This is a genomic window from Vibrio ichthyoenteri ATCC 700023, assembly GCF_000222605.1.
Classification (GTDB): domain Bacteria; phylum Pseudomonadota; class Gammaproteobacteria; order Enterobacterales; family Vibrionaceae; genus Vibrio; species Vibrio ichthyoenteri.
The window spans coordinates 1-11,768 of sequence record NZ_AFWF01000061.1; the positions used below are offsets into that span (position 1 = coordinate 1).

The 11,768-nt window shown below is 45.5% G+C and carries 13 protein-coding genes and 1 pseudogene; 11 read left to right on the top strand and 3 right to left on the bottom strand.

All coding sequences use genetic code 11. From position 1 onward, the window contains the following. From RH85_RS05685 to RH85_RS05715, 7 genes and pseudogenes are all read left to right on the top strand, one after another. Positions 1-459 (top strand): annotated as a pseudogene (locus tag RH85_RS05685) (electron transport complex subunit RsxC); the annotation flags it as partial. Beyond that, entirely contained in the window at positions 459-1,505 is a 1,047-nt protein-coding gene (rsxD, locus tag RH85_RS05690) for an electron transport complex subunit RsxD (RefSeq protein ID WP_006711253.1), read from the top strand. The pseudogene RH85_RS05685 and the gene rsxD, both read left to right, overlap by 1 nt. Positions 1,506-1,513: 8 nt before the next feature. Then, the gene (rsxG, locus tag RH85_RS05695; RefSeq protein WP_006711254.1) at positions 1,514-2,152 is read left to right on the top strand and encodes an electron transport complex subunit RsxG; all 639 of its coding nucleotides are present in this window, start codon (positions 1,514-1,516) and stop codon (positions 2,150-2,152) included. After that, positions 2,145-2,834, top strand: coding sequence for an electron transport complex subunit E (locus RH85_RS05700; protein WP_006711255.1), 690 nt, complete (start codon positions 2,145-2,147; stop codon positions 2,832-2,834). Before rsxG ends, RH85_RS05700 begins: the two co-directional genes overlap by 8 nt. 138 nt (positions 2,835-2,972) lie before the next feature. Then, positions 2,973-3,608 (top strand): endonuclease III, encoded by a 636-nt coding sequence (gene nth, locus RH85_RS05705; RefSeq protein ID WP_006711256.1) that lies wholly within the window; start codon positions 2,973-2,975, stop codon positions 3,606-3,608. 119 nt (positions 3,609-3,727) lie between these two features. Further along, positions 3,728-4,144 carry a lactoylglutathione lyase gene (gloA, locus tag RH85_RS05710; RefSeq protein ID WP_006711257.1) on the top strand — a complete coding sequence of 139 codons (417 nt, stop codon included), beginning with the start codon at positions 3,728-3,730 and terminating at the stop codon, positions 4,142-4,144. A gap of 136 nt (positions 4,145-4,280) precedes the next feature. Further along, positions 4,281-4,718 (top strand): DUF2753 domain-containing protein, encoded by a 438-nt coding sequence (locus RH85_RS05715; protein ID WP_006711258.1) that lies wholly within the window; start codon positions 4,281-4,283, stop codon positions 4,716-4,718. Positions 4,719-4,853: 135 nt separating this feature from the next. On the opposite strand, the gene motY is transcribed toward RH85_RS05715, so the two are convergent. Beyond that, a complete protein-coding gene (gene motY, locus RH85_RS05720; RefSeq protein ID WP_006711260.1) occupies positions 4,854-5,735 on the bottom strand; it encodes a flagellar protein MotY in 882 nt (293 codons plus the stop codon). A gap of 294 nt (positions 5,736-6,029) precedes the next feature. On the opposite strand from motY, the gene rnt reads away from it, so the two are divergent. Both rnt and RH85_RS05730 read left to right on the top strand, forming a co-directional pair. Next, positions 6,030-6,689 (top strand): ribonuclease T, encoded by a 660-nt coding sequence (gene rnt, locus RH85_RS05725; RefSeq protein WP_006711261.1) that lies wholly within the window; start codon positions 6,030-6,032, stop codon positions 6,687-6,689. A gap of 154 nt (positions 6,690-6,843) precedes the next feature. Beyond that, on the top strand, positions 6,844-8,169 hold the full coding sequence (locus RH85_RS05730; RefSeq protein WP_006711262.1) for a Na+/H+ antiporter family protein: 1,326 nt from the start codon (positions 6,844-6,846) through the stop codon (positions 8,167-8,169). Between the two features lie 160 nt (positions 8,170-8,329). Here the strand turns inward: RH85_RS05730 and bamC are convergent, their stop codons facing one another. Beyond that, entirely contained in the window at positions 8,330-9,352 is a 1,023-nt protein-coding gene (gene bamC, locus RH85_RS05735) for an outer membrane protein assembly factor BamC (protein ID WP_006711263.1), read from the bottom strand. Positions 9,353-9,405: 53 nt separating this feature from the next. Further along, positions 9,406-10,284 (bottom strand): 4-hydroxy-tetrahydrodipicolinate synthase, encoded by an 879-nt coding sequence (dapA, locus tag RH85_RS05740; protein WP_006711264.1) that lies wholly within the window; start codon positions 10,282-10,284, stop codon positions 9,406-9,408. A gap of 430 nt (positions 10,285-10,714) precedes the next feature. Here dapA and RH85_RS05745 point away from each other — a divergent pair, with 430 nt between their 5' ends. Both RH85_RS05745 and bcp read left to right on the top strand, forming a co-directional pair. Continuing rightward, positions 10,715-11,257, top strand: coding sequence for a glycine cleavage system transcriptional repressor (locus RH85_RS05745; RefSeq protein WP_006711265.1), 543 nt, complete (start codon positions 10,715-10,717; stop codon positions 11,255-11,257). A 12-nt stretch (positions 11,258-11,269) separates the two neighbouring features. Next, entirely contained in the window at positions 11,270-11,740 is a 471-nt protein-coding gene (gene bcp / locus RH85_RS05750) for a thioredoxin-dependent thiol peroxidase (protein WP_006711266.1), read from the top strand. The last annotated feature ends 28 nt before the right edge of the window (positions 11,741-11,768 follow it).

Here is an 11,768-nt window from a genome sequence, read left to right on the forward strand (position 1 = left end):
ACTGCGCCTGTTGAAGCCGACGACGCGACAACTCCAGCGGAAGCCAAAAGCGAAGTCACTAACGCGCCGAGCGCAGACGATGCGAAGAAAGCCGCGGTTGCCGCTGCTATTGCTCGTGCCAAAGCACGTAAATCAGAGCAAGCTACTGCGCCTGTTGAAGCCGACGCGACAACTCAAGCGGAAGCCAAAAGCGAAGTCACTGACGCGCCGAGCGCAGACGATGCGAAGAAAGCGGCCGTAGCTGCTGCCATTGCTCGTGCTAAAGCACGCAAGGCAGAACAAGCAACTGCGCCTGTTGAAGCCGACGATGCGACAACTCAAACGGAAGCCAAAAGCGAAGTCACTGACGCACCGAACGCAGACGATACAAAAAAAGCGGCCGTAGCTGCTGCCATTGCTCGTGCCAAAGCACGTAAAGCACAACAAGAACAACAAAAACAATCTGAGGAGAAAGAGTAGTGGCCTTCTTTATTGCCAGCTCACCCCATGCGCACAGCCGCAGAAGCACTCCTGACTTAATGAAGTGGGTGGCACTTTGTGCCCTACCGGGCCTTATTGCCCAAACGTACTTTTTTGGCTGGGGAACACTGATTCAATTAGTGCTCGCAATTATTATTGCATTGAGCCTTGAAGCAGTCGTAATGCTGTTACGTAAGCGCTCACCAATGTCAGCACTGCGTGACAATAGCGCACTGGTCACAGCATGGTTACTTGCGGTGGCAATCCCACCCCTTTCTCCATGGTGGATCATCGCAATTGGTCTTGTTTTTGCCATTGTGATCGCCAAACAACTGTATGGTGGTATCGGACAAAACCCATTTAATCCGGCGATGATTGCTTATGTGGTACTGCTAATTTCATTTCCTTTACAGATGACCAGTTGGATTTCGCCGATTGAGTTACAAAGCACATCGATAAGCTCTGCCGACGCTTTCTCGCTGATCTTTACTGGCTATGATGTGGAAGGCTTGTCACTACAGCAAATCCGCACCGGTATCGATGGTATTACCATGGCAACGCCACTAGATAGCTTCAAAACGGCCTTAGTCGCAGGAAGCACGGCAAGTGAAGCGATGGCTCAACCACAATTCAGTGCTTTTGCTGGTATCGGCTGGCAATGGGTGAATCTCGCATACTTAGTTGGCGGTATCGCCATGATCAAACTGCGCGTGATCAACTGGCAAATTCCGGTCAGCTTTTTGGCTAGCTTGTTGGTTATTAGTAGCCTATTTATGCTATTCACGCCTGACCAAACAGCGTCTCCGCTGGTCCACTTGTTCTCTGGTGCGACGATGCTAGGTGCGTTCTTTATTGCGACAGACCCAGTTTCTGCCTCCACAACAGTGAAAGGTCGATTGATTTTTGGTGCCTTTATTGGCGCGATGGTATTCATTATTCGCAGTTGGGGTGGCTTCCCTGACGGCGTAGCATTTGCCGTATTACTCGCGAATATGTGCGTGTCACTGATTGATTACTACACCAAACCTCGCACCTATGGCCATTAAGGAACCACATGTTAAACGCTATTCGTAAAAATGGGCTTACGCTGGCTATCTTTGCTTGTGCATCGACTGGTTTAGTGGCTTTAACTCAATATTTAACCAAAGACCAAATTCAGTTACAGGAACAAAAACAATTGCTTTCTGTACTCAATCAAGTGATTCCAACCGAATTACATGACAATAGTTTATACCAAGCTTGTACCTTGGTGTCTGATCCCGCCTTGGGGACAACACAAGCGATGCCCGCTTATATTGCGACTCTAAATGGTCAGCCAAGTGCGATCGCCCTTGAGGCTATCGCACCCGATGGTTATAACGGGGCAATTAAAGTGATTGTGGCAGTGCAGCAAGATGGCACTGTGCTAGGAACTCGCGTGTTATCTCATCAAGAAACGCCAGGGTTGGGTGATAAAATTGATCTGCGTGTCAGCGATTGGATTTTAAGCTTTACTGGTAAGAAGGTAACCGAAGATAACCAATCAAGCTGGCAAGTTCGTAAAGATGGCGGTCAATTTGATCAATTTACCGGTGCAACAATCACACCTCGCGCGGTGGTTAAATCGGTAAAACGTACCGTTGATTACATCAACCAAAATCGTCAACAATTACTGGCTCAACCACGTAATTGTGGAGGAGAAAATAATGGCTGATTCAAAAAAACTGTTTAAAGATGGCATGTGGGATAACAACCCTGCCCTCGTTCAGCTACTTGGCCTATGCCCACTGCTGGCGGTGTCATCAACCATCACCAATGCATTAGGTCTAGGTATTGCGACCTTACTTGTACTGGTGGGATCAAATGTCACCGTCTCTCTAGTTCGCGACTATGTACCAAAAGAAGTGCGTATTCCCGTGTTTGTTATGATCATTGCCGCTCTCGTTACTTGCGTGCAATTATTAATGAATGCCTACGCCTATGGCCTATACCTTTCTTTGGGGATCTTCATTCCACTGATCGTAACCAATTGCATCATCATTGGTCGTGCCGAAGCATTTGCATCCAAAAATGATCCCATTCCAGCAGCATTGGATGGATTGTGGATGGGATTGGGCATGACCAGCGTTCTGGTTGTACTTGGTGCTATGCGCGAAATTATCGGTAATGGAACCCTATTTGATGGTGCCGATCTGCTACTGGGCGACTGGGCAAAATCACTGCGTATTGAAATATTCCATTTTGATAGCAGCTTCTTATTAGCACTGCTACCTCCTGGCGCTTTCATTGGTGTCGGCCTGCTGATTGCCCTGAAAAATGTCATTGATAAAAAATTGGCCGAGCGCCAACCAAAACAAGACAAACCTAGCATAGAGCGAGTACGAGTAACCAACTAAGCATCATCAAATCGGCCCATCTCAATCATAATAAAAAATAGAGATATTGGCCTGATAGCAAAACGCTTGGAGAGACAGCGAATCAACTCTCTGTTTCTCCGAGTGCAAAACTATCTATACACGGGAAGTAACGCAAAAATGAACAATACCAAACGCGTTGAAATACTTACGCGCCTTAGAGACAACAACCCTCACCCCCAGACCGAGCTCAACTGGAGTTCACCGTTTGAGCTACTCATTGCCGTCTTGCTTTCTGCACAGGCGACCGATGTTAGTGTGAATAAAGCCACCGATAAGCTATATCCCGTAGCTAACACACCAAAAGCCATTCTCGACTTGGGCGTTGATGGTGTGAAGCACTATATTAAGACCATTGGCTTATTCAACTCGAAAGCCGAAAATGTGATTAAAACGTGTCGAATTTTGTTAGAGCAGCACGGCGGCGAAATTCCTGAAAACCGAGAAGCTTTAGAAGCGCTGCCTGGTGTTGGACGCAAAACCGCCAACGTGGTACTCAACACCGCTTTTGGTTGGCCGACCATCGCCGTTGATACGCATATTTATCGCGTTTCCAATCGCACTAAATTTGCCATGGGCAAAAACGTTGATCAGGTCGAAGAAAAACTTCTCAAAGTAGTACCGAAAGAGTTCAAGGTCGATGTACATCACTGGCTGATCCTACATGGCCGTTATACTTGTGTTGCGCGTAAACCACGATGCGGCAGCTGCATCATCGAAGACTTGTGTGAGTTTAAAGAAAAAACTGACGTGTAATTAAGGCAGCCGAGTGGCTGCTTTTTTATACGTGATTGGCGGGGTTAATCGCTAAATCATTGCCACATAACAGAAAGCTTCGTGGTAATATTTAAACAGAATTATATTGGGAGCAAATTATGTCAAACGGACGCATTCTACACACCATGCTGCGTGTCGGCGATTTAGATAAATCTATCGAGTTCTACACCAACGTAATGGGCATGCAGCTATTACGTAAAAATGATAACACTGAGTACGAATATACCCTTGCCTTCCTTGGCTATGGTGATGAGTCGCAAGGTGCGGTGATTGAATTGACTTACAACTGGGGCACCAGTGAATATGATCTCGGTAACGCGTTTGGTCACGTTGCTATTGGGGTTGATGATATTTACGCAACCTGCGACGTGATTAAAGCGGCTGGCGGTAACATCACGCGCGAAGCGGGCCCAGTGAAAGGTGGTAGCACTCACATTGCTTTTGTAAAAGATCCAGATGGCTACATGATTGAGTTGATTCAAAACTCTCAAGCCTCTGCAGGTTTAGAAGGCTAATTACCAAGCCATCTTCAAATAAGTGAAGCCGACAAGGGTGACTTAGGTTGCCCTTTTTTATTTGCTTTACATGATAATGATTGTCACTTAACATCTGTTCATCTTAGAGTATGACTAATATGATAAATGTTGGGAAATGGAGATTTCAGACTGGGAGAAACATACACTGCTTGCTGACACCGCATTGCAAGACAACGATCACCTGCGCGGTGTTTTACACTACCAGCAAGCACTGACCGTCAGTGAAGAAATCAGCCTCGCGGAACACATCGATGTCGAAGACCGATTGCTTATTTCCGTTGTCTCTTGTCATAATCTGGCCAATTTCTGGCGCGTGATGGGCGACGTCAAATACGAACTAAAATACCTCAAGCTCGCCTCTGAAAAAGTCCTCACATTAGTTCCCCAATGCCCAAACACTGACTGTGATGCTTTTGTTGATTCAATGGGTTGCTGTAAAAAAGCCCTAGTTGCTTTTATGAAACGCCATCCAAACCCTAAAATTGCCCGCTTAGTACAAAACATCGATAGTGCGACCAATTGCAACCTGATTGCCAAATTCCGCCTGCATTAATACCAACCAGGTACGCCAGTGTTCAGCAATGTGCACAAGAAAGATCCCCCCAATAAGTGCGGTTCCTTCACCGAACGGCACCAACAAAAAACCAGCCTTCAGGCTGGTTTTTCTCGTATGGCGGTTCTGATGGAACTAAACCTGCGTTCGTCCCAACGAAATGACAACACGACGGTTCTTGTCTTTACCGAGTGGTGAAGCATTGTCCGCAACAGGACGACGCTTACCGTAGCCTTGGACTTGAATTCGATCTTCTGGCAAGCCAATTGATTCAAAATAGGTACGCAATACATCTGCACGTTGCTCAGATAGTGCTTGGCTTTCACTCTTACTGTCTTCAGAGTCGGTATAAGTCGAAACGAGAACCAAATCTATATCTTGGTTGTAACGGATATACTCAGCAATTTGTGCTAAACGCTTTTGCGAGGCTTTGTTCAACTGCACGCTTGAGCGATCATAATGCAAAATAGTAAAGGCGATATCTTCAAAGCTGTAAGGCAATAGGTTGGCAATACAATCACTAAATACGTTATACGATTGCTGGAACAATACCGATGACAAAGCAACTTCCACTCGCTGATCGCCACTTTGCCACTCTTGATAGCCGAATGTTGGATAGCGGCCTTTCTCTAACTCACTGAGAATACTCCAAGCCGTTTGCCCACCGACATAACCATCAAACTGTTTGAAAAAACGAATATTGGTCATGCGATCGGCGCTGTCACCCGGTCGCCATGCTGGTGGCATAGAGACCAATGAAACATCACGGGTTTCGCCCATTGGACGCTTCATTTTCAGTTCGAAATCAAGGTTGATTTTTTTGCTCGCATGCGCTGAAAAAACGGCATCACCATAATTGGGGATCGGATGAACGAGCTGGCATTCAAGCGGGGTATTAGCCACCATCTGCCACTTCGATTGTCCAGGGGTTGCGCCATAAGCTTTATCCATAGCCCAAGCGCTTGAGCTAAAAGTAGCAATGGATAATGCAAGAGTGGTGACAATGCGCATTTTCATGACGTTATGGTTCTCTATTTTGGTATTCATTGGCGGCACAGCCTTGCCTCTTGTGCGAGGGTGACTATGTCCATGCTACAGAACAAGCAAAATCCCCGCCAACTTTTCTTGTTTCTAACTTATTTAATCATTGTTAGCTGATAAGTTAACCAATATGGTTACGCAACTTACGTGCTTTACATCACATGGTTAAAAAGCACACGCTTAACAAGGCGAAAATGCAAATTAATGTTGATTGGTATTGAAGTTAGAATCTGCAATAATGCAAACCTTGTCACACTAATTTATTACAACATGACTGTAGAAAACGAAGCATTGACGCTCAAAAAACGCTTTCGCGGCTATTTCCCAGTGGTTATCGATGTCGAAACTGCTGGATTTAACGCCCAGACTGATGCGCTATTAGAAATTTGTGCCATTACCTTAAAAATGGACGAAAACGGCGATCTCCATCCAGCGTCAACTCTTCATTTCCATGTTGAGCCCTTTGAAGGGGCTAATTTAGAAAAAGAGGCGTTGGAGTTCATTGGCGTCCGTGATCCTTTCAGTTCATTGCGTGGCGCAATTGCTGAATCTGAAGCGTTAAAAGAAATTTATCGCCAAGTGCGTAAAGAACAAAAAGAAGCCGATTGCAGCCGAGCGATTATCGTTGCGCATAACGCCACTTTTGACCTTAATTTTGTTATGGCGGCCAGTGAGCGTAGCAAGTTAAAACGAGTCCCGTTTCATCCTTTTGCCACTTTTGATACTGCTGCTCTTAGCGGCCTTGCTTACGGTCAGACCGTTCTGGCTAAAGCCTGCAAAACAGCAGGGATGGAATTTGACAACAAAGAAGCCCATTCAGCACTGTACGATACGCAAAAAACAGCCGATCTGTTCTGCGGTATCGTCAATAAGTGGAAAGCTCTTGGAGGCTGGCCGCTTGTGGATTCAGAGGCTGAAAACACAAAATAATAACAATCGAAACTCAAACAACTTGAAGAGACTGCCTGACAATAAGCCTGCGCGACTTATCAGCATAGTTAACTCTGTGATCAGATAAGCGGAGCAAGACTCGACGGCTACAACTTCAATTAGGACGAGTACAAACACAACTAAAGAGTTAACTATGAATCCTGTAGTAATATCTGTCTGTGTCATGCTGATACTAGCGCTGATGCGCGTGAATGTAGTGGTAGCACTTACATTCAGTGCCATTGTTGGTGGCCTAGTTTCAGGCATGAGCTTAAACGAAGCTGTCTCAGCTTTTGAAAGTGGCCTTGGTGGTGGTGCAACCATCGCATTGAGCTACGCGATGTTAGGTACCTTTGCCGTTGCGATTTCTCGCTCGGGCATCACTGATCTACTGGCAAACAGTGTGATTCGTCGCCTAAACGGTAAAGAAAATGGTGCCGCGACCACGGGGCTTAAATACGCCGTGCTAGTTGCACTGGTGTTAGTCACTATGTCATCGCAAAACGTAGTTCCCGTTCATATTGCTTTTATCCCAATTTTGATCCCACCACTACTGAGTGTATTTGCTAAGCTAAAGCTTGATCGCCGCATGATTGCGTGTGTTCTGACTTTTGGTTTGATCACGCCATACATGGTGCTACCAATTGGTTTTGGCGGTATATTCCTCAACAATATTTTGCTGAAGAACCTGCGCGAAAACGGCCTTGATAACGTTGTTGCAAGTCAGATCCCTACCGCAATGTTGCTGCCTGCAGCCGGCATGATTTTCGGCCTACTAACGGCGATTTTCTTTACTTACCGCAAACCGCGTGAGTACGCAGAAACCAGCCATACCAAAGCAGCCCAAGCTACTCAGGAGATCAATAAGAAGAATATCGTTATCGCGATACTCGGTATTATTGCCGCTTTGGCGGTTCAACTGACAACCGGCTCAATGATCATCGGTGCTCTAGCCGGTTTCATGGTATTTACCTTTGGCGGTGTGATTGCTTGGAAAGAGACTCACGATGTGTTCACCAAAGGTGTTCACATGATGGCAATGATCGGTTTTATCATGATTTCAGCGGCTGGTTTTGCCGCGGTGATGAAAATGACTGGTGGCGTGGAAACGTTAGTTGCTTCATTGTCCACCAGCATTGGCGACAACAAGCCACTAGCAGCCCTATTAATGCTCATCGTTGGCCTTCTAGTGACAATGGGGATTGGTTCATCATTCTCAACCATTCCAATCATTGCCACTATCTATGTCCCGCTCGCTGCGGCCTTCGGCTTCTCGCCAATGGCAACCATCGCGCTGGTCGGCACAGCGGCAGCTCTTGGTGATGCAGGCTCGCCAGCATCAGATTCAACGTTGGGTCCAACATCGGGACTAAACGCTGACGGCCAGCATGAACATATCTGGGAAACCGTTGTTCCTACGTTTATCCACTACAACATCCCACTGATTATCTTCGGTTGGATTGCCGCAATGGTGTTGTAGTTAGGTTGCTGTAATTAGCTCGCAGTAGTTAGATGGATGTCGCTAGATTGACTTAGACATTTTCTATCGGTTTATCCTGAACTTCGATTTAAAAATATAAGCACAAAAAAAGCTGACCCAAGGGTCAGCTTTTTTTATTACTGCTATTGTGCTTGTATTACTACTGGTGCTTACTCGCCATAGCCGCTAACACAGGCACCATATCTTTCAGTAGATCTTCTTCAACCGGTTTCCCATCAGGGTCAGTCACGTTAATTGAAGTACGGTTACCAAGATCACCAAATAGGAAGGTGTAACTAATCGATTTAAGCTCAATTGGCTTCACGCCCACTTCAGCCCAAAACTCATCATCCGGCTCAACGTATTTCGCTTTCACCGTACCTTGTGATTGGTTGCGCTCTTCAATGTTGAAACCCATTTCAGGCAACAGTTTTGGCAAACGCGCCCACAATACATCATAAGGTGCACGGGCGATGATGACTGGCAAGCCTGAACGGTCAGTACCCATCGAAATAGGAATATGTTTCACCAACTCACTCGCTTTACGCTCAGCTTCTAAGCGCACATCAAGATCATAGCGCGCCGCAACTAGGTTGCTCATGAGTGCACTATAACGTTCTTTATTGGTCAAGCTAACAGGTACCTGCTCAGAACCTTGGCGCCAATCAATCAGTGACAGCTTCAAAACTTGACGCCCATTGGCGGTAGAGCGAGACATTTCATAACGCGCCGATAGCGGTGCATCTTCGTCTTCTGAAACCCAAGTCACCCACTCCGTTTCAATACGAGAATCACTTTTTTCACGAATCTCGATATTACGCTCGTCTAGCAAGGTTTCTGCGGTTTGCCATACTTTATCCGCTTCATCACGGTCCAGTAGCCAAATCATCACATCACCATTGGTGCGATCAATACGAGCGCCTGGAATCAATTCTAGGATCTGCTGTGGTGGTCGAATATCCACTTGGCTACCAATGCCACCAGCAAAATCTCCTTGAGGGATGATGTAATTGGTGTAGAACTTTGGTGCCGCATCTTTAAGCGACTGCCATTCTTTCATCGGTGGCGTGTTGAGGTACTCAAAGTCATCTTGAGCTTGGCGGCGCTGACTGGCACTGCCTGAACATGCGCTTAAAACAAAAACAGCTAGTGAACTAACGACTAGCTGGGATGACAACTTCATTGAAACTCCTGATAAATAAATGCTGAAGCTTCACGCTTCAGCAGTCCTTAAATTTAGTAAATGCAAGCTTCTGACATCGCTTGAGCAACGATAGGTCTCGATGCTTCTGCCAGTTCAGTCAATGGTAAGCGTAAACCGCTGTACTCAATCAAACCAAGCTTATGCGCTGCCCATTTTACTGGGATAGGGTTTGATTCGATAAACAGTTTCTTATGCAAAGGCATTAAACGTTGGTTGATGACTTCCGCTTCTTCAAAGCGACCTTCTTGAGCCAAACGGAACATGGTTGCCATATCTTGAGCAGCAATGTTGTTGGTCACAGAAATAACGCCTTGGCCGCCGAGACGAACAAAATCAAGTCCCGTCGCATCATCACCACTTAGTAAGATAAAATCTTCGCCACAAAGTTCACGGTGTTTTGCAATTCTGCTTAAATCGCCGGTCGCATCTTTTAAAGCAACAATATTGTCAATTTCGGCTAAACGCGCGACGGTTTCTGGAAGAAGGTCAACCGCAGTACGTCCAGGTACGTTATACAGAATTTGTGGTAAATCACTTTCTTCAGCAATCGCTTTGTAGTGAAGGTACAAACCTTCTTGTGTCGGCTTATTGTAATATGGCGTCACACTCAGACAACCCGCGATACCGGAGTTATTAAGTAAACGGCTAAACGTCACAGATTCGTGAGTCGCATTTGCGCCAGTGCCAGCGATAACAGGGATACGACCTTCAGCGAACTCAACCGTCTTCGATACGACTTTAACATGCTCTTCGATAGTTAAAGTTGAAGACTCTCCGGTGGTGCCAACAGCAACGATGCCATCAGTACCCGCTGCTACATGGTAATCAACCAGTTTCTTCAGGCTTACGTAGTCTACTTCGCCATCAAGATTAAAAGGTGTGATTAACGCAACGATACTTCCTGAAAACATGTCCTTCTCCCTAAATTTGATACTTTCTGCATGGTACTGTAAGGCGATGAAAAAAGACAAGCGCTTAAGGGGGCTTAAATCATCTATTTACGGGAATATTTCTTTCTAATAACCGCCAAGCGGCAGAATTCAGATCTGTGTCATATTGTTCATCGACCAATTCTACTCAACTAAATTAGTGATACTCGCTTTAACTCGCGATCTAAGATCAACTAACCAACCGCTGATTCAGCCTTTTTCAGAGTCATTATGCACCTGGTAGACACCCTCTTTTGGGTATAAAAAACGTCCTAAAAGCCTTTAAATCCGTTATCAATTTTCCGATAAATGTTTTTGATTACTCATAATTTGATCAAGCGCGCCATTTTCCTGACCATTAAATATGCTAAGCTAACCGATTAATCATAAGTACAAACATTGAAGTGATAGTATGACTCAGCATCTGGTAATTACAGCGGTAGGCAGTGACCGTCCAGGGGTATGTAACCAAGTCGTTGGTCTCGTTACTCGCGCTGGCTGCAATATTATTGACAGCCGCATTGCCCTATTTGGTAGTGAATTTACGCTTATCATGTTGCTCTCTGGCAACAATGCTGCGATTACCCGTGTCGAAACGACCTTGCCTTTGCTCGGGCAAGAGCATGACCTCATCACTATGATGAAGCGTACCGCTAAGCATGCACACCAAGATAATAGCTATACCTTGGAAGCCTTTATTGAATCTGACGATAAAGTGGGCTTGACCGAGAAGTTCACCCAATTTTTTGCCGAAAAGAACATTGGTCTTTCTTCCTTAAGTGCACAAACGATTGATAAAGATAAATTGCAATCGAAACACGATCAGTACCATTTGGCACTAACTGCATCGGTTGACTCCGAGTGCAACTTAATGCAAATCCAAGAGGACTTTTCAGAATTGTGTCATCAGCTTGGCGTCATCGGTTCATTGAACTTCATTAAAAACAGTCAATAAAAAGGAACTCCTATGAACACGCTTACTGCCGGCACCGCGGCTCCTGCTTTTTCTTTACTCGACCAAGATGGCAATACGGTTTCTTTAGCCGATTTCGCAGGTAAAAAAGTCCTGTTTTACTTTTACCCTAAAGCGATGACGCCAGGCTGTACTGTTCAAGCACAAGGCCTACGTGATACCAAAGCAGAATTGGATGCACACAATGTTGTGGTATTGGGCGTGAGTATCGACCCTGTTAAACGTTTAGGTAAGTTCATCGAGCGCGATAACCTTAACTTCTCTTTACTCTCTGACGAAGACCATGCTGTGGCTGAACAATTTGGTGTTTGGGGCGAGAAGAAATTTATGGGCAAAGTTTACGATGGCTTGCACCGTATTAGTTTTCTAATTAATGAACAAGGTGTCATTGAACACGTATTCAATAAGTTCAAGACCAAAGATCACCACAAAGTGGTATTAGCTTACTTAAACCAAGCTGACTAATTGTTGCTTAACATCTAATAAAAAACGC